Source organism: Telluria mixta (assembly GCF_029223865.1).
Classification (GTDB): domain Bacteria; phylum Pseudomonadota; class Gammaproteobacteria; order Burkholderiales; family Burkholderiaceae_D; genus Telluria; species Telluria mixta.
In genome coordinates this window covers 3,299,155-3,316,975 of the sequence record NZ_CP119520.1, presented here as the reverse complement: position 1 = coordinate 3,316,975, position 17,821 = coordinate 3,299,155, and the positions used below count along the sequence as shown (strand labels likewise).

21 protein-coding genes and 1 tRNA gene are annotated in these 17,821 nt (G+C 63.6%); 11 read left to right on the top strand and 11 right to left on the bottom strand.

Features of this window, described 5'->3' with window-relative positions:
• Positions 1 to 4: 4 nt before the first annotated feature.
• The 4 genes from P0M04_RS14730 to P0M04_RS14715 form a co-directional block, all read right to left on the bottom strand.
• Complete coding sequence (locus tag P0M04_RS14730) at positions 5 to 934, bottom strand: branched-chain amino acid ABC transporter permease (RefSeq protein ID WP_259449998.1); 930 nt, start codon at positions 932 to 934, stop codon at positions 5 to 7.
• A 108-nt stretch (positions 935 to 1,042) separates the two neighbouring features.
• Positions 1,043 to 1,585, bottom strand: coding sequence for an adenine phosphoribosyltransferase (locus P0M04_RS14725; protein WP_259449997.1), 543 nt, complete (start codon positions 1,583 to 1,585; stop codon positions 1,043 to 1,045).
• 8 nt (positions 1,586 to 1,593) lie between these two features.
• Positions 1,594 to 2,538 carry a 4-hydroxy-3-methylbut-2-enyl diphosphate reductase gene (ispH, locus tag P0M04_RS14720; protein WP_259449996.1) on the bottom strand — a complete coding sequence of 315 codons (945 nt, stop codon included), beginning with the start codon at positions 2,536 to 2,538 and terminating at the stop codon, positions 1,594 to 1,596.
• A 20-nt stretch (positions 2,539 to 2,558) separates the two neighbouring features.
• Complete coding sequence (locus P0M04_RS14715; RefSeq protein ID WP_025511734.1) at positions 2,559 to 3,014, bottom strand: FKBP-type peptidyl-prolyl cis-trans isomerase; 456 nt, start codon at positions 3,012 to 3,014, stop codon at positions 2,559 to 2,561.
• A gap of 187 nt (positions 3,015 to 3,201) precedes the next feature.
• On the opposite strand from P0M04_RS14715, the gene radC reads away from it, so the two are divergent.
• The 7 genes from radC (at position 3,202) to P0M04_RS14680 (ending at position 7,248) form a co-directional block, all read left to right on the top strand.
• Positions 3,202 to 3,876, top strand: a complete 675-nt coding sequence (gene radC / locus P0M04_RS14710; protein ID WP_259449995.1) for a RadC family protein — start codon at positions 3,202 to 3,204, stop codon at positions 3,874 to 3,876.
• Positions 3,877 to 4,061: 185 nt separating this feature from the next.
• The gene (locus P0M04_RS14705; RefSeq protein WP_259449994.1) at positions 4,062 to 4,424 is read left to right on the top strand and encodes a hypothetical protein; all 363 of its coding nucleotides are present in this window, start codon (positions 4,062 to 4,064) and stop codon (positions 4,422 to 4,424) included.
• Between the two features lie 81 nt (positions 4,425 to 4,505).
• Entirely contained in the window at positions 4,506 to 5,045 is a 540-nt protein-coding gene (locus tag P0M04_RS14700) for an NADPH-dependent FMN reductase (protein WP_259449993.1), read from the top strand.
• A gap of 158 nt (positions 5,046 to 5,203) precedes the next feature.
• On the top strand, positions 5,204 to 5,440 hold the full coding sequence (rpmB, locus tag P0M04_RS14695; protein ID WP_025511730.1) for a 50S ribosomal protein L28: 237 nt from the start codon (positions 5,204 to 5,206) through the stop codon (positions 5,438 to 5,440).
• 13 nt (positions 5,441 to 5,453) lie between these two features.
• The gene (gene rpmG, locus P0M04_RS14690; RefSeq protein ID WP_029755886.1) at positions 5,454 to 5,621 is read left to right on the top strand and encodes a 50S ribosomal protein L33; all 168 of its coding nucleotides are present in this window, start codon (positions 5,454 to 5,456) and stop codon (positions 5,619 to 5,621) included.
• Between the two features lie 136 nt (positions 5,622 to 5,757).
• Positions 5,758 to 6,858 (top strand): hypothetical protein, encoded by a 1,101-nt coding sequence (locus tag P0M04_RS14685; protein WP_259449992.1) that lies wholly within the window; start codon positions 5,758 to 5,760, stop codon positions 6,856 to 6,858.
• A 144-nt stretch (positions 6,859 to 7,002) separates the two neighbouring features.
• Positions 7,003 to 7,248, top strand: coding sequence for a hypothetical protein (locus P0M04_RS14680; protein ID WP_259449991.1), 246 nt, complete (start codon positions 7,003 to 7,005; stop codon positions 7,246 to 7,248).
• On the opposite strand, the gene P0M04_RS14675 is transcribed toward P0M04_RS14680, so the two are convergent.
• From P0M04_RS14675 to P0M04_RS14645, 7 genes are all read right to left on the bottom strand, one after another.
• A complete protein-coding gene (locus tag P0M04_RS14675) occupies positions 7,245 to 8,279 on the bottom strand; it encodes a GGDEF domain-containing protein (RefSeq protein WP_259449990.1) in 1,035 nt (344 codons plus the stop codon). The genes P0M04_RS14680 and P0M04_RS14675 overlap by 4 nt on opposite strands.
• Before the next feature lie 51 nt (positions 8,280 to 8,330).
• Entirely contained in the window at positions 8,331 to 8,564 is a 234-nt protein-coding gene (locus tag P0M04_RS14670) for a hypothetical protein (protein ID WP_259449989.1), read from the bottom strand.
• 190 nt (positions 8,565 to 8,754) lie between these two features.
• Positions 8,755 to 9,966: a DesA family fatty acid desaturase gene (locus tag P0M04_RS14665; protein ID WP_259449988.1), complete on the bottom strand. Its 1,212-nt coding sequence runs from the start codon at positions 9,964 to 9,966 to the stop codon at positions 8,755 to 8,757.
• Positions 9,967 to 10,116: 150 nt separating this feature from the next.
• Positions 10,117 to 11,454 (bottom strand): mechanosensitive ion channel family protein, encoded by a 1,338-nt coding sequence (locus tag P0M04_RS14660; protein WP_259449987.1) that lies wholly within the window; start codon positions 11,452 to 11,454, stop codon positions 10,117 to 10,119.
• Between the two features lie 9 nt (positions 11,455 to 11,463).
• Entirely contained in the window at positions 11,464 to 12,765 is a 1,302-nt protein-coding gene (locus P0M04_RS14655; RefSeq protein ID WP_259449986.1) for an RsmB/NOP family class I SAM-dependent RNA methyltransferase, read from the bottom strand.
• Between the two features lie 18 nt (positions 12,766 to 12,783).
• The gene (gene purN / locus P0M04_RS14650) at positions 12,784 to 13,395 is read right to left on the bottom strand and encodes a phosphoribosylglycinamide formyltransferase (protein WP_259449985.1); all 612 of its coding nucleotides are present in this window, start codon (positions 13,393 to 13,395) and stop codon (positions 12,784 to 12,786) included.
• Between the two features lie 64 nt (positions 13,396 to 13,459).
• Positions 13,460 to 13,909, bottom strand: coding sequence for a barstar family protein (locus tag P0M04_RS14645; protein WP_259449984.1), 450 nt, complete (start codon positions 13,907 to 13,909; stop codon positions 13,460 to 13,462).
• A 386-nt stretch (positions 13,910 to 14,295) separates the two neighbouring features.
• On the opposite strand from P0M04_RS14645, the gene P0M04_RS14640 reads away from it, so the two are divergent.
• From P0M04_RS14640 to P0M04_RS14625, 4 genes are all read left to right on the top strand, one after another.
• Positions 14,296 to 14,817, top strand: coding sequence for a glycine zipper 2TM domain-containing protein (locus P0M04_RS14640; protein ID WP_259449983.1), 522 nt, complete (start codon positions 14,296 to 14,298; stop codon positions 14,815 to 14,817).
• A gap of 131 nt (positions 14,818 to 14,948) precedes the next feature.
• Positions 14,949 to 15,737: a spermine/spermidine synthase domain-containing protein gene (locus P0M04_RS14635; RefSeq protein ID WP_259449982.1), complete on the top strand. Its 789-nt coding sequence runs from the start codon at positions 14,949 to 14,951 to the stop codon at positions 15,735 to 15,737.
• A gap of 1 nt (position 15,738) precedes the next feature.
• A complete protein-coding gene (gene tfpB, locus P0M04_RS14630) occupies positions 15,739 to 17,511 on the top strand; it encodes a type IV pilus assembly ATPase TfpB (RefSeq protein WP_259449981.1) in 1,773 nt (590 codons plus the stop codon).
• 55 nt (positions 17,512 to 17,566) lie between these two features.
• Positions 17,567 to 17,642 (top strand) — tRNA-Lys (locus tag P0M04_RS14625).
• The last annotated feature ends 179 nt before the right edge of the window (positions 17,643 to 17,821 follow it).

The window sequence follows — 17,821 nt, the reverse complement described above, 5'->3', positions numbered from 1 at the left end:
CTCCTTACGCGCGGTCGGCCACACGCTCGCCCATGATGCCGGACGGCCGCACGGTCAGCACGAGGATCAGCACGATGAACGCGAAGATGTCCTGGTAGTGGCTGCCGAGGAAGCCGCCGGTCAGGTCGCCGATATAGCCGGCACCGAGGCTTTCGATAATGCCGAGGACGATCCCGCCGATCATGGCGCCGTAGATATTGCCAATACCACCCAGCACGGCGGCCGAGAACGCCTTCATGCCCGGCACGGTTCCCATCGCGAACTGGATCGACGCATAGTTCGCGCCCCACATCACGCCGGCGACAGCGGCCAGCGCGGCGCCGATGGCGAACGTGGCGACGATGACGCGGTTGGAGTCCACGCCCATCAGCCCGGCCACGCGCGGATTCTCGGCGACGGCGCGCATCGCGCGGCCCATCCGGGTCTTCTCGACGAGGAACACGAGGCCGACCATCGCGGCGGCGGCCAGCACGAGCAGCAGCACCTGCGTATGCGAGATCACGGCGCCGCCCACCATGATCGGGTCGGACGACAGCAGTTGCGGGAACGGCAGCGGGCTGCGGCCCCAGATCATCATGGCGAACGTCTGCAGCAGGATCGACACGCCGATCGCAGTGATCAGCGGGGCCAGGCGCGGCGCGTTGCGCAGGCGGCGGTAGGCGACGCGTTCGATGAGGACGTTCACGAGCATCGTGACGGGGATGGCGCCGACGATGGCGATGGCGAGCTGCACGCCGCCGGGCAGGCCTGGGAAGGCGCCGTCCAGCAGTTTCAGGATCGACAGGCCGACCATGGCGCCGATCATCAGCACGTCGCCGTGGGCGAAGTTGATCAGGTTGAGCACGCCGTAGACCATCGTGTAGCCGAGTGCGACGAGCGCATACATGCTGCCCAGCACCAGCCCGTTCAGGATCTGTTGGACAAAAGTTTCCATGCTTGTGTGGTTTCCTTTCGAACTAACAAAAACGGCACCCGTGGTACGAGTGCCGCCATTCAAGCAACATAATTCCAAGCGTCATCATATCAGATGGCTTGATGAATATTACACGTCGCGCAGGGTCACCACCGGCATGGTCAGGTCGCGCTTGTCCTTGAAGAACGCCACGTCGAACAGGGCTGCGGCGCCGACTGCGTCCTTGCCGATACGGCGCAGCAGCGTTGCCGCCGCCTCGATCGTGCCGCCGGTCGCCAGCACGTCGTCGACGATCAGCACGCGCTGGCCCTTGATGCGCTCCGGCTGGATCTCGATCGTGGCGCTGCCGTATTCGCGGCGGTAATCGATGCCGATCGCGGCGCCGGGCAGCTTGCCCGGTTTGCGCGCCATCGCGAAGCCGATGCCGCGCTGGTACGCGAGCGCGCCCGCGAGCATGAAGCCGCGCGCATCCATCGCGAGGAGGAAGTCGACGTCGAGGTGGGCCGTGCGTTCGGTCAGCGCGTCGATGGCGAGCTGCCAGTGGGTCGGGTTGTCGAAGACGCAGCCCACGTCGATGAAGTTGACGCCCGGCTCCGGGTAATCCTGGAAGAATTCCAGCGGAATGGTGTCGAAACCGGAGGGCGAGCGCGGGCGCAGGTCGAATACGTTCATCGGATTGATCAGGCTGCAGCCTTGCCGCCGTCCAGGCCCTTGGGCAGCGGGAACGTGACGTTCTCTTCGACGCCCTCGAGCGCGCGCACGCTGGCGGCGCCCAGTTCCTTCAGGCGTTCGATGACGGCCTGCACGAGCACTTCCGGGGCCGACGCGCCGGCTGTGACGCCGATGCGCTTCCTGCCGGCGATCCAGGCCGGATCGATGCCGGCGGCGTTGTCGACCATGTAGGCCGGCGTGCCCATCTTGTCCGCCACTTCGCGCAGGCGGTTCGAATTGGAACTGTTCGGGCTGCCGACGACGATCACGACTTCCACCTGCGGCGCCATGAACTTCACGGCTTCCTGGCGGTTCGTCGTGGCGTAGCAGATGTCGCCCTTCTTCGGCTCGACGATGTTCGGGAAGCGGACCTTCAGCGCGGCGATGATCTCCGCCGTGTCGTCGACGGACAGGGTGGTCTGCGACACATAGGCCAGCAGGTCGGGATTGCCGACGTTCAGCTTCGCCACGTCGTCGACCGTCTCGACGAGGTGCATGCCCTGTTCCGCCTGGCCCATCGTGCCCTCGACTTCCGGGTGGCCGGCGTGGCCGATCATGATGATCTCGGCGCCCTGCTTGCGCATCTTGGCCACTTCCACGTGCACCTTGGTCACCAGCGGGCAGGTGGCGTCATAGACCTTCAGGCCGCGCGATTCGGCTTCCTCGCGCACGGCCTTCGACACGCCGTGCGCGGAAAACACGAGCGTGTTGCCGGCCGGGACGTCGTCCAGGTCTTCGATGAAGATGGCACCCTTGTTCCGCAGGTCGTTGACGACGTAGGCGTTGTGGACGATTTCGTGGCGCACGTAGATGGGCGCGCCGAACTGCTGCAGGGCACGCTCGACGATCTCGATCGCACGGTCGACGCCGGCGCAGAAGCCGCGCGGCTGGGCTAACAGGATCTCGTTTTCCATGTATCGGTGATGGGCTGTGGTCAGAGTACGGAAATCAGCTGGACTTCGAACTTCAGCGGCTGGCCGGCCAGCGGGTGGTTGAAGTCGAACACGGCGTCGTTGGCGCGCATCTCGCGCAGCACGCCGGCAAAGCGGCCGCCGCCCGGCGCACGGAAGTCGACGAGGTCGCCGACCTGGTAATCGGCATCCGGTTCCGAGTTCTCGTCCAGGGTCTTTTTCGTCACGACCTGGATCAGATCCGGGTTGCGCTCGCCGAATCCTTCTGCGGCGGTCAGGTCGAACGTCGTGTGCGTGCCTTCGGCCAGGCCGAGCAGGCGCTGTTCGAGGAACGGGGCGAGCTGGCCCTGGCCCAGCAGCAGCGTGGCCGGGGTGCTGCCGAAGGTCGTGACGATGTCCTTACCGTCGGCAGTGGCAAGACGATAATGGAGGGTCAGGTACGACGATTCGGTGACGACGGGAGCGTTAGTGGAGGACATTGTTGCGTGTTCGGTTGACGTGCAAACCGCTATTGTAAGCCACCCGTGCCCGTCCCGCCTCAGCCGGTGCGATTTCTGTCGCCGATCTGTTGCACTTGCAAAAACGTTACGATCATCGGCTTGCGCGTGCCCAAACCGCCCTCCTCCGGTCGCGCGAATAATGCACGGTCTTACATGGAGGGCACGGATGGGTATCGAAGACTGGCCGGAGCAGACCCGGCCGCGCGAACGGCTCGTGCGCGAAGGCGCGCAGGCGTTGTCGGATCCGGAACTGCTGGCATTGCTGCTGCGCGTGGGCGTGCGCGGCAAGAGTGCGGTCGAGTTGGGCCGCGACATCCTGCAACACTTCGGCTCGCTGCACGGCCTGTTCGGCGCGACCCTGGACGACTGTACCGAGGTGCACGGCCTCGGCATGGCGAAATATGCGCAATTGCAGGCCGTGATGGAACTGGCCCGCCGCGCCATCGCCGAACAATTGCAGGCGGGAGAGGCGTTCGGCTCGCCCGAGCTCGTCAAGCGCTACCTGCGCATGAAGCTGGGCGGACAGCGCCACGAATCGTTCGTCGTCCTGTTCCTGGACGTCAAGAATCGCCTGATCGCCGATCGCGAACTGTTCCGCGGCACGCTCACGCAGACGAGCGTGTATCCGCGCGAAGTCGTCATCGAAGCGCTGGACTACAACGCGGCCAGCGTGATCCTCGCGCACAACCACCCGTCCGGGCTGCCGGAGCCGAGCGACGCCGACCTGCGCCTGACGGGCGCCCTCGTCAAGGCGCTCAGTCTCGTGGACATCCGCGTGCTCGACCATTTCGTCGTCGCCGGGCCGCTCGTGCATTCCTTCGCGGAGCATGGGCAGATATAAGTGGTGCCGCGAACGGGAGAGCGATAAGCGCGCGATAAGCTGCGCCCTCAGCAAGAACCACGCAAACCGGCCCGGGTCGAACCCCTGCGCGTTGATGCTATCAATCGCGCAGCGCCTCGCTATCGCGCGGGCCGCATGACCTTCGTCACTTGAGATTTGCAACGACTGTTAGAAGGGGAACAAAAATGAAAACAACCGGGTTATGGGCTGCGGCGGCGTTCCTGTCGGCGCCCCTGGCAGGTAATATTGCCAACGCACAGGACGCGAATTTTATCCTGGCCAACAACACAGCGTTCACAGTGTCTTCCGTGTATATCTGGCCGACCGGGTCCCCTTACCAGGGACCGGACCTCCTGGGGGACACCACCATCGACAGCGGCGACACTTATCCACTCGAGCCGGACGCCGGCGTATGCACGTACAACATACGCGTCGTGTTGGAAGCTGCTTACCAAAAGCAGTGGAATGGCGTCGACTTGTGCAGGTTGTCCACGCTCACGCTGACGTACAACTATCTGAACCGAAATCTTTCGGCCAGCACGCAGTAGCAAGGCCTGCCTCGGCCATCCATTCGCGGCGCATGGACGGATCTGAGCTAGCATGGCTGTTTTCACAAGCCAGACGAGCCCATGCCTCTCAGCATTCTTGCCCTCTGCGGCAGCCAGCGCGCCCGTTCGATGAGCGCCGGCCTGCTGCGCGCCTGCCGCGACCTCGCCCCTGCCGGCGTTGCCATCGACCTCTTCGAGCAGCACAAGGATTTCCCGCTGTTCAATCCCGAGCGCACCGACATGCCGCCCGGCGTGCTCGCCCTGCAGGAGGCGATCACGGCGGCCGACGCCCTCCTCATCGCCAGCCCCGAGTACGCGCACGGCGTCACGGGCACCATCAAGAACACGCTGGACTGGGTCGTGGACCACGCCCCGTTCGCGGGGAAGCCGGTCGCCGTGCTGAATCCGTCGTATCAATCCTTCCACGCGGACGAAGCGCTGAAAGAGACGTTGCGCACGATGTCGGCCGACCTCGTCCTCGACGCCTGCCTGCGCATTCCCGTCATCGGCTCCCGCGTCGATCCGGACCGGATTGCATCCGAACCACGCTTCGCGGCGCCGGTCACGGCCGCACTACAGGCGCTCGTGGCGCATGTCGGACGCGCGAATAACAGTGTGTAAACAAGCCCTTACGAAGCAAACATTGCGAAAATTTACGATTGTTAAATTCCGACGATTTATCGAGTAACAATTTTTTTCCGCAAGTTGTTGATTACTCGACGGTTTTCGAGCTATACTCTCGTTTTTCCGATTGTGGAAGTTTATTCAAGGAGTGCGCTATGGCACGTGTTTGCCAAGTTACTGGCAAGGGTCCGATGGTTGGCAACAACGTCTCCCACGCCAACAACAAAACCAAGCGTCGTTTTCTGCCGAACCTGCAGAACCGCCGCATCTTCGTAGAATCCGAAAACCGCTGGGTCTCCCTGCGTATTTCGAACGCCGGCCTGCGCGTCATCGACAAGCTCGGCATCGACGCTGTGCTGGCCGATATGCGCGCCCGCGGCGAGAAAATCTAATTAGGGAGTCATCATGGCAAAAACTGGCCGCGACAAGATCAAACTGGAATCGACCGCAGGTACCGGTCACTTCTACACCACGACCAAGAACAAGCGCACGATGCCGGCGAAGATGGAAATCACCAAATTCGACCCGAAAGCTCGCAAGCACGTGGTCTACAAAGAAACCAAGATCAAGTAATCTGGTTCTTTCAAAAAAAGCCGCCCACTTCACAGTGCGCGGCTTTTTTGTTTTTCTGTGCCATTGATTGGGGTCATTTGATCCACTCTCCCGCGTCGCTATAGTCGATCGTCCGCCTTCGCTGGAGAATCGCCTTATGTGGCACAACCTGTGGCATACCCGACTGTCGCTCCTGCCTGTCCTGGCTTTTCTTTCCGCCTGCTCCACGCCCTACCGTCCACCCGTCGTCGTGCATGACAGCGCGACGTTTCCCGGCATTGCCAGCATCGTCGCGGAAGCGCGCGCGCGGCCTGTCGACGTGCTCCTCGTCCACGGCATGTGCACCCACGATACGGGCTGGGCCGAGCGGCAGATCGACCGCATCACGGGCATCGTCGAAGACCACGCGCCGACGCCGGCCAGCGCAACCACGCCGCCGCGCGTGGAAGTCGTCGAGCGTACGCGCAGGCTCGCCGGCGGCACGGTGCGCTTCCACGCCCTCGTGTGGTCGCCGCTGACGGCCGGGCTGAAGCACCAGCTCGACGTCGACATGACCGGCACGCCGACGGATTGCACGGCGGCCGGCGTCTGCAAGCCGAAGCGCGCCCGGCTGAACGGCTACGTCAAGGACAGGCTGCTGAACGATTGCCTGTCCGACGCCGTCATCTACCAGGGAGAAAGCCACGTCGCGATCCGCGATGCGATGGTGCGGACGATCGCGCAGGTGCTCGAGCAGGATCCGGACAGCGAGGCACCGCTCGTCGTCGTCGCGGAAAGCCTGGGCAGCAAAATGCTGTTCGACGCCCTGAGCGCCATGCTGGAATCGTGGCAGCCGCAGACGCGGGCGCTGGGCCAGCAGGCGGCGCGCCGGCTCGGGCTGCTGTTCATGGCCGGCAACCAGCTGCCCATCCTGGGCCTGGCGGAACAGCGGGCGATCGCGACGCAGAACATGCGCGTCGGCGACGCGCTGCAGCGCTTCCTCGACCTGCGCCGGCGCCAACCCAACCGCCGCGCGGAAACGCTGCAGCGCCTGGCCGTCGTCGCCTTCACCGATCCGAACGATTTGCTGTCCTACCGCCTGCTGCCTGCCCGCTACACGGCGCCGGACGTGGCTGTAGCCGACGTGCTCGTGTCGAACGACAGCACGTGGCTGGGCCTGATCGAAAACCCGGTGACGGCGCACCTGGATTACCTGGCGAATCCGGACGTCGGAACGATGATCGCTTGCGGCTATCCGTCGGTAGCGTCATGCCGTTGATCGTCCGGCCGCACTGCCGTGCGCCCGCCCATGACGGATGCGCGTAGAGTCGAACGATCACCAGTACCGCCCCATGCCATCTCGATGACGCGCATAGAGCGCCTTCAGGCCAGGCCCGGAAACGGGATATGAATCGAGAGCATCATGAAAGAATCCAGACCTTCCAATACCTTTCGCGGATTGCCGCTCACGTCCGAGCAGGACAGCGAAATCCGGCACTATATCCACCTCAAGGAACGCAGCGGCATGCCATGGGACACGCCCGAACTCGCCGCCATGCTGGCGGACATGCTGAATCCGCCCGAACTGGCCGCCGAGGAGCGCCAGTCGATCGATGACAGCATGGGGACCGAACATGCCACCGCGCGGGACGACGCCGACGCCACCTAGTGCAGGCGCCGCCGCTTTTCCAGATACATTTGCTGGTCGGCCAGGAGCACATAGTCGCGCAGACCGCGCTCCCCATCCGGATCACATTCCACGATCCCGGCGCTCACCGAGACCCGGTAGGGACGCTCCTGCATCAGGTTGAATGCACGCAGGTTGTCCTGCAGGCGGGACAGGATGACGTTAGGTTGCGCGTCGTCCAGCGTGAACGCGACGAACTCGTCGCCACCGAGTCGTGCGACCACGTCCGCGCCGCGGAACGACTCGCGGAACACGGACGCCGCATCACAGAGCAGATTGTCGCCGGCCTCGTGACCGAGACTGTCGTTCACCTGCTTGAGATTGTCGACGTCGGCGAAGATCACCGCGCTGTGCGCACGTCGGCGCCGCACCAGGCGGAAGGCTTGTCCCGCCTCGACGAAAAAGCCGCGGCGATTGTTCAGGCCGGTAAGGACATCGGTCGTCGCGACCAGGCGCATCTCGTCTTCGATCGCGTCGCGCCGCGCCAGTTCGCTGGCATGCGCACGCACGGAATCCGCCATTTGCTCATGTTGGGAGGCAACAAGTTCCTCGAGCGAGCTGCGCGTCTGTATCTTGCCCAGCGCTGCCACCGTCAAGCCGAGGATCGTCGTCAGCAGCCGCCGCCGTTCGCTGCCCCGGCCGTCGGCGTCGTCGCAGTCCCAGCCCACCGCCAGCGCCGCGACGGCGTTGGCAGCGGGAACACGCAGCGTCATGGTGCGTCCGCCCCGTGTGCCCTGGCGCCCGTGACCGCCCAGGGTATCCGCAGCGATGCGGTACCACGGATGCGAGGTATCGGCGCGCAGCGGACGCCCACGGCGGTCGAATGCGACGACGCGCTCCCCGTTGCAACGCACGATCAACAACGCCTCTTGCGCCCCTGCCAGTTCCACGATCGCCCGGCCCGCCAGCGCCAGCACGTCCGCCACCTCGTCCGTTTGCAGCAATTCACGTGATACGCCCAGCAGGGCGTGCATCCGCTCCAGTTCATAGGCTTGCGCGGTCTTGATCATCATGATCATCCCCCTGTTTCGATACGCGAACCGGACACGCCGGGTCGCGCCCGCCTATTCGCTGGACCCGGCCGGCGAAGGCGTGATGGCTTCCGAAATCGATTGCTCCGGGCTGAGCCGGCGGCGCAAGTCAGGGCGGGTCAGCACCCGGTGGATGACCTGGAGTGGAACATGTTTGTGTTCCATGTAGCGTTGGGCGAGGTCCGCGTTACGGACGTGAAGGATATTCACACCGCGCGCGACGGCGTTTGCGGTCGCTTCATCTGAACGGCGTTGACGTTCTATCATGACAGGTTCTCCTGACTTGGCAGGACACGCCCGATTGACGCCGATACCCTCCCTTCCGGCGATCATACGCGCGCCCTGTTCGATGCACCAGCCATTTAGGCACCGCCGCCGATCAGGACCCGGAAAAGAAAACACCCCTGCACGAGGGGCGTTTGTCACGGGCCGGCCATGCCGGCCGTGTCATGCCTGCTTACGCATAGCTGCGCAGGCGCATCGAAAACTCTTGCAGCGCCTTGATGCCCGACGCTTCGGCGCGGGTGCACCAGTCCTGCAGCTGGTGCAGCAGCTGGTCGCGGGTCGAGTGCGAGCGTTCCCAGATCGCGCCCAGCTCCACGCGCATCTGGTGCATCGTTTCGAGGGCTTTGCTGTGCTGGAACAGTTCGACCAGCTGCGCCTGTTGCGGCGCCTGCAGCTTGGCCGGTTCGCGCTGCATCAACTTGCGGGAGCTCTTCAGGAAGCGCGCTTCCAGCTCGGCCTTTTGCTTCAGGTGCTCCACTTCTTCGCGGAACGCATACTTGACGGATTTGGCATATTTCGCCATCACGTCGTAGCGGTTGGCAATGACGGCCTGCAGGGTGTCGAAGTCGGCTTCCAGCTTGTTCTTTTGCAGTTTCGGCTTCGGAATGGTCTTCTTGACCTTGGCCAGGCCCACCATTTCCATCATACGGATGTACGCATAGCCGATGTCGAACTCGTACCACTTGCTCGACAGCTTGGCCGACGTGGCGAAGGTATGGTGATTGTTGTGCAGCTCTTCACCACCGATGATGATGCCCCACGGCATGATGTTCCGGGCCGCATCGTTGCAGTCGTAGTTGCGGTAGCCCCAGTAGTGGCCGATACCGTTAATGATGCCGGCCGCCGTGATCGGGATCCACAGCATCTGCACGGCCCAGATCGTGATGCCGGCAACGCCGAACAGCGCGACGCTCAGCGGCAGCAGCATCGACACGCCCAGCCAGCTGTACTTCGTGTACAGGTTGTTCTCGATCCAGTCGTTCGGGCAGCCATGGCCGTACTTGTCCAGCGTTTCCTGGTTCTTCGTTTCGGCGCGATACAGCTCCGCGCCACGCAGCAACACTTCCTTGATGCCGCGCGTCACCGGGCTATGCGGGTCGTCTACGGTCTCGCACTTGGCATGGTGCTTGCGGTGCACTGCAGCCCATTCCTTGGTCACCTGGCCCGTGGTCAGCCACAGCCAGAAGCGGAAGAAGTGGCTCGGGATCGGATGCAGGTCCAGCGCGCGGTGCGCCTGGTGGCGGTGCAGGTAAATCGTCACGCCGGCGATCGTGATGTGTGTGACGACCAGCGTGTACACGACCATCTGCCAGACCGACAGGTCGAACAGACCGCCATCCAGGAAGGACAGCACGGCGTGCAGGATGTTGCTGAGAAAATTCATCGATACTCCACTAAGGATGAGAGGATGCTGTTCTTTCTATGGAACAGTCGCTATGACAAGAGTGTCACGCGTTAGTGCATGACGCAAAGATGCATTCTACGCGCAACCGGTGCCGCACGGCACGTCGTGACGCAATCCGTGCGCTCCCGGCTAAGAATTCTGCGCGGGCTGCGTGATCCGCGCCACAACCGATGCTATATGGGAGTCGAGGAGGCGTGTATCAACGGACGGATAGCCCAATTTGATGTCGCCCGACTGCACGAGGGCATAGATTTTCTTGTTGATTTCCGACACGACACCGCCCTGCCCGTTCTCCGGATCGGCGATCCAGAAGCCCAGGTCGAGCTCGTAGCCATCCGGACCGAAGCGCGACAGCGAAATGCCGGGCGCCGGATCTTCCAGCACGCGCGGCGTGCCGACGGCCTGCGCCACCAGCTGCGGCATCACCTGCTCCAGGTCGGAGCCATAGGCCACCGTGATTTTCGTCGACGCGCGCACCCTGCGCGTCGTCAGCGACTGGTTTTGGACGGGGCCGGAAATCAGTAGCTCGTTCGGCAACACGGTCTCGACGCCGTCCAGGCCCTGCAACACGGTGTAGCGCGTGTTGATCTGCGTGACTTTGCCGGTGAACGTGCTGACCGTGATCATGTCGCCGATGGACAGGCTCCGTTCCAGCAGGATGATGAAGCCGGACACGTAGTTGCTGGCAATTCTCTGCATGCCGAGACCGAGGCCGACGCCTAAAGCACCGCCGAACACGGACAGCACGGTCAAATCGATGCCGACCAGGTTCAGGCTCAGCAGCACGGCGCCGACGATCATCAGCGCGCGGCCCAGGCGTGCCAGCGCCACCCGCAGCGAGCTGTGCAGCGCGTGCACGCCCATCAACCGCTCTTCCAGCGCGGCGCCGGCCCACAGCGCCAGCATCAGCATCACGACGACGGACGCGACGGCCTGCGCGATGTCGGCCAGGGTGACGCTGTTGGATTTCTTCGGTCCGAACTGGATCTTGTAGCTGTCGAGGAAATCGAAGATGTCCGGCCACAGGCCCGTGATGTACAACGCCACCGCGAGCCACGCGACGAGCGCGAAGATCTTTTCGAACGTGACGAGCGTCTGTCCGAGGTGTCCGCGCCGCGCAAACACGCGGCGCAGCAGGTAGAACACGAGGCGGATGGCGGCCAGCGACCAGAACACGGGGATCGCCACCTTGACGATGTTCGTGTGGAAGTGGGTCTTGGTCAGCACGACCTGCGCCAGGTACAGCAGGCCGACGACGAGCAGCGGCGCCACGACGCGCGTAAAACTTTCCACGCCCGTGTGCAGCAGGCTGCCGTCCTCGCCGCGGCGGCGGCGCCACCACACGCGGACCAGTTGCGCGCTGAGCCAGCCGAACAGGATGGCCGCGACGATGGACCCGACCTGCCACGGCATGCCGGGGCGGCTCAGGTCGTCGAGCAGGTCATCGATCAGGTTGGTCAGCGGCATCGGCCCCAATTACTCCGAAGCAGCGTCTTCGTCGGACTCGTCGGCGACGGCCTTGGCGGGCGCAGCCTTGCGCTCCAGCACGGCGGCAAAGAAGCCGTCCGTGCCGTGCTTGTGCGGCAGCATCTTGAGGTAATCGCCCATCTCCAGCGGGATGCGTTGTTCGGCCAGGACCTTGTGCATCGGCACCAGCTCGAAATCCGGATGCGAGGCGAGGAAGCCCTGCACGATGCCCTCGTTTTCTTCGTCCAGCAGGCTGCACGTCGCATAGACGAGGCGGCCGCCGAATTTCACGAGGCGTGCGGCGCCGTCCAGGATCGAGGCCTGTTTTTCCGTCAACTCCGCGATACCTTCCGGCTGCTGACGCCATTTCACGTCAGGGTTGCGGCGCAGGGTACCCATGCCGGAGCACGGCGCATCGACGAGGACGCGGTCGATCTTGCCGGCCAAACGCTTCACTTTCGCGTCACGTTCGTGTGCGATGACGACCGGATGCACGTTCGACAGCCCGCTGCGCGCCAGTCGCGGTTTCAGCTTGGTCAGGCGCTTTTCCGACACGTCGAAGGCATACAGGCGGCCCGTGCTGCGCATGATGGCGCCGATGGCCAGCGTCTTGCCGCCGGCACCGGCGCAAAAGTCGACGACCATCTCGCCGCGGCGCGCGCCCAGCAGCTGGGCCAGCACCTGGCTGCCCTCGTCCTGGACTTCGATCGCGCCTTCCTTGAACAGCGGCAGGTTCTGCAGCGCCGGCTTTTTCCAGATGCGCAGGCCCAGCGCCGAGTACGGCGTCGGCTCGGCGGCGATCGGGGCGGTCGCCAGTTCGGCGATGACCTTGTCGCGGTCCGATTTCAGCGAATTCACGCGCAGGTCCAGCGGTGCCGGCGTATTCAGCACGGCGGCCAGGGCCAGCGTCTCTTCTTCGCCGTACTGGGCGACGAATTTGTCGTACAGCCAGTCGGGCAGGTTCGCCTGCTTCTTCGGCGGCAGCAGCGAACGGTCGATGTCCTTGATGCGCGCCAGCAGGGCCGTTTCGTCTTCCGTCAGGCCGCCCAGCGAATCGGCGCCGATGGCTTCCGCCATGCCCAGCACGGTGAGACGGCGCATCGACGCGCCGGTACCGGCGAAATCGGTGAAGAACGATTTATGGCGCAGCACGGCATAGACGCATTCGGCGATGGCGCCGCGTTCGCGTCCGCCGAGGCGGGGGTGGTCCTTGAAGTAGCGCGACAGGGTGACGTCGGCGGGCGAAGTAAAGCGCAGGATCTCGCGCAATACCTCTTCAGCATTGCCGAGTATCGCGGGTGGCAATCTCATGGGTGTTCCTTGGTGGATTCAGGGGGTCACGGCGATCCGGACCTCGCCGTTTTCGATGCTGAGCCTGTCTTCGATGAACAGGCGCACCGCTTTCGGATAAATGACGTGTTCCTCGGCCAGCAGGCGTTCGGCCAGGCTGTCTTCCGTATCGCCCGGCAGCACGGGGATGCGCGCCTGGATCACGGCCGGACCGTGATCCAGCTCGGCGGTGACGAAGTGCACGGTCGCGCCGTGTTCCGCCACGCCCGCGTCCAGCGCCTGCCGGTGCGTGTGCAGTCCCGGGAACAGCGGCAGCAGCGACGGGTGGATGTTCAGCATGCGGCCCGCGTAATGTTGGACGAACGGCGCCGTCAGGATGCGCATGAAGCCGGCCAGCACGACGAGATCCGGTTGAAACCGGTCGATCGTTTCCTGCAGGGCGGCGTCGAACGCTTCGCGGGTCGGGAATTCCTTGTTGGGGACGACGGCGGTCGGAATGCCGTGGGACGCTGCGAATGCAAGGCCCTTGGCGTCCGGCTTATTGCTGATCACGGCGGCGATACGGGCCGGCCAGGCTTCGGCCTGCTGCGCGCGCACGATGGCTTCCATGTTGCTGCCGCGGCCAGAAATAAGGATCACGATATTTTTCATAAGCGCGCATTGTAACCCGAGCCGCCGGGCGGACCCAAGGAAGGAAATGACGGCAACGCCGCGCTTACTTGAAGGCGTGGGGGCCCACCCACCCCACGGGCTGGGGCGATTGCGGCTCTTCGAAGGAATAAAATACGCGGAACGGGACTTTTTTCTCGGCCCAGAATTCGGCCGCGTCGCGGAACACGTCGAGCAGGGTTTCGCGTGCTTCCTTGTCGAATTTTTGTGTATTCGGCAATTGATCCAGCACGGCGATGAAGCCGGGCTGCGGTCCGGCGTCGGCGATAACTTCGGTGAGGCAGTTGCGCAGCGCGTCGAAATTCTTGCTGCAGGGCTTGGGGAAGAAGAATTGCTCGCCGATGCGGGCGCAAACCTGCTGCTTCGTCAGCGCATTCGTGCACAGGGCATAGAGAAAGTGATGACCAAGGCGCATCGCCTCCTTCTGCAGCTCCGGTGCACGGTAAGCGCGGATGGACTGCACAAGATTCGGCGGTACTCTCATCAACAAACTCATTTTTTCCTCAAGTCACCCAGTCTGGTTCTGCTGCTCCAGCGCGCGGTGTTTGCGGAAGCGGCGGTCTTGTTCGCTTTCTCCTGGTGTGATTTCCACGCGCCAATAAACCCTAAGTCTCCTAAGGGTAACGTTTTGTGGTAAGCGAATCAACCCGAATATGGACGAGCCGCTCATATTTGTAAAAAAAGACGAGTTTTTTCATCCATTGTTGGCGCTTTTTCCACGCTTTTCTCCTCTGAACCGGACGTTTGGGCGTGTATACCTCCTGTTACATTTTGTTGCCACACGGATCGGAAATGCGGGCAAACCAGCGCTAAGATTCAGTTGTGGGCGAAACGCCTTTCGATACCAACAGATCAGAAGCACCACCAAAACGAGGTATGAGCATGAACGTCAAAGCCAAACTGATTCTCTCCGCCCTGGGCGTGTGCGCCCTGCCGCTGGCCCAGGCACAGGCCGGCGATTTCGAGGACTTCGGCCGCGTGACGCGCGTCCAGCCGCGCATCGAGCAGGTGCGTACGCCGCGCCAGGAATGCCGTACCGACTACGTGCAGGCCCAGGTCCCGCAACAGCGCAGCCAGGCGGGCACCGTCATCGGCGGCATCGCCGGCGCCCTGCTGGGCAGCCAGGTGGGTGGTGGCAACGGCCGCGTCGCGGCCGCCGCGGCGGGTGCAATCGCCGGCGGCATGGTCGGCGACAACGTCGACAACAACGGCCGCAACTATGGCCCGCAAGTGCAGGAGCAGGCCGTGCAGCGCTGCCGCACCGTCGACTCCATCCAGGAGCGCACGAACGGCTACGACGTGACCTACGACTACCGCGGCCACAGCTACACGACCGTCATGAACCGCGACCCGGGCAACCGCGTGCGCCTGCGCGTGTCGGTCGAACCGGACCAGTACCAGTAACACTTCCGGTGCGGGGGACGTCCCCCTTCTCCGCACCGTCGGCTTCCTCCGCAGCGTCTGCTGCCATCCACGGCGCTTCTTGCGCTGTGGATTTCTCGCACCGATAATAGGATGCTTTTTTCGCACATCCTATGCTCATCAAACGCAAATCCATCGAACAGGCCGAATCGTCGCGCCGTCCCGCCCGCAAACCGAAGTTTGCGCCCGTCACCCTGTCCGAACAGGACGGTGTGCGCTTCCTCCATTTCGGTACCGAATGGGTGCAAGGCGCCATGCGCATCCGCAAGCCGGACTGGCCGGAACTCGAATACGCCCAGCAGATGATGGCGTGGATGCTCTTTATCGAGGACCCGCATACCATCGTCCAGCTTGGCCTGGGCGCAGCGACTTTGACCAAGTTCTCGTATCGCCAGTTCCCGCGGGCGCAGGTGACCGCGGTGGAACTGAATCCGTCCGTGATCGCGATCTGTAACTCGATGTTCAAGCTGCCGCCGGAAGACGAACGCCTGCGCGTGCTCGAGATGGACGCGATGGATTTCGTGCTCGACGACGCCAACCACGACACGATCGACGCGCTGCAGTGCGACCTGTACGACGCCACCGCGCGCGGCCCCGTGCTCGACACGCCCGAGTTCTACCAGGCCTGCAACGCCTGCCTGACGGAGCGCGGCGTCATGACCGTCAACCTGTTCGGCGACCACCCCAGCTTCGCGAAGAACATCAAGGCGATGCGTTTCGCGTTCGCCCACGTGATCTGCCTGCCGGAAGTCCACGAGGGCAACGTCGTCGCGCTGTGCTTCAGGACGAAACCGGATCTCGACAAGGACCGCCTCGCCGCGCGCGCCGCGCAGATCGTCGCGGCGACCAAGCTGCCGGCCAAGTCCTGGGTCAAGGGCATCGCGGCGGCCGGCGCGAACTGACATGCACAAGCCCAAAGCCCTCGACCTGCAAACCATTTTTTCATGGCTGCTGGCCGACGGCATCGTCGAGAAATCGACCGTCAAGCCGCACTTCGCCCAGGCGCAAAGCATCCTCAAGAATGCCGTCGGCTCGATGCACCCGCTGACGGCGGTCGCGCAGTGCAAGATCGTGTCGGCAAAACCACCGCATAAACTGCTCACGCTGGACGTGCTCAGCGAATGGTGCGCCGGCAAGGTCGGCCTGCCCTTCTTCCGCATCGATCCGCTCAAGATCGATTTCACGAAAGTCGCGGACGTGATGTCGGCCAGCTATGCGGCGCGTTTCAACATCCTGCCGGTGGAACTGGGGCCGGGCACGCTGGTCGTCGCGACGGCGGACCCGTTCCGCACTGAATGGCAGGACGAAATCGCGCGCATCTCGCGCCGCCGCATCGAGCTCGTGATCGCGAATCCGCTCGACATCGCGCAATACATCTCGCAATTCTTCAGCCTCGCGAAATCCATCCGCGACGCGAACAAGTCCAGCGGCCAGGACCTCGCCCTGCGCAACAACTTCGAGCAACTGGTCGAACTGGGCAAGACCAATAAACAGGTCGACGCCAACGACCAGCACATCGTCAACATCGTCGACTGGCTGTGGAGTTACGCGTTCGAGCAGCGCGCGTCGGACATCCACCTGGAGCCGAAGCGCGACGCCGGCGCCATCCGCTTCCGCATCGACGGCGTGCTGCACCAGGTCTACCAGGTGCCGGCCGTCGTGATGATCGCCATGACGGCCCGCATCAAGCTGCTGGGCCGCATGGACGTCATCGAAAAACGCCGCCCGCAGGACGGCCGCATCAAGACCCGCACGAACGACGGCCAGGAAGTCGAGCTGCGCCTGTCCACGATGCCGACGGCGTTCGGCGAAAAACTCGTGATGCGCATCTTCGACCCGGAAGTCGTCGTCAAGACGCTGCCGGAACTGGGCTTCCCGCCCGACGACGCGGCGCGCTGGGATGCGCTGACGAAGCGTGCGCACGGCATCATCCTCGTCACCGGCCCCACCGGCTCCGGCAAGACGACGACGCTGTACACGACGCTGAAGGCGCTGGCCACGAGCGAAGTCAACGTGTGTACGGTCGAAGACCCGATCGAGATGGTCGAGCCGTCGTTCAACCAGATGCAGGTACAGCCGGGCATCGACCTGTCGTTCGCCGACGGCGTGCGCGCGCTGATGCGGCAGGATCCGGACATCATCATGGTCGGCGAGATCCGCGACCTGGAGACGGCCGAGATGGCGATCCAGGCCGCGCTGACCGGCCACCTCGTGCTGTCGACCTTGCACACGAACGACGCCCCCTCGGCCGTCATGCGCCTGCTGGAACTGGGCGTGCCCTACTACCTGCTGGAAGCGACCCTGATCGGCATCATGGCCCAGCGCCTCGTGCGCACGCTGTGCCCGCACTGCAAGGCGGCGGACGGCGAGCTGTCCGACGACGTCTGGCAGGCGCTGGGCGGTGCCTGGAACCTGCCGAAGCCGACGACCGTCTACCGGCCGATCGGCTGCCCGGAATGCCGCCAGACGGGCTTCCGCGGCCGCACGGGCCTGTACGAACTCGTCACCGTGACCGAAAGCTTCTCGCAACGCCTGCAGGAAAAGACGGACCTGGCGGCGCTGCGCCAGCAAAGCATCGCCGACGGCATGAAGCCGCTCCGCATCGCCGGTGCCTACAAGGTGATCGAGGGCGTGACGACGGTGGAGGAAGTGCTGAAATCCACGGTTGCACACTGATTTACGTTACCTCTGGCGTAAATCAAAACGACCCGCTATAATGCGTGCCTTCTTCGGGTCGTTAGCTCAGCTGGTAGAGCAGCGGACTTTTAATCCGTTGGTCGCAGGTTCGAATCCCGCACGGCCTACCAAGATTCAGCGAAAACGCCAGCTCTCACGAGCTGGCGTTTTTGTTTTCCCCTTCAGAATTGTTTGTTGCCCTTCAGCAACCAACTCGATGCCCCGGCTGCCTATACTTGGTAGCGTCAATGCGGAAACCGAACATCGCATCCGCCATTCGCCGGGAGCCATCATGCGTACCTTGTCGACC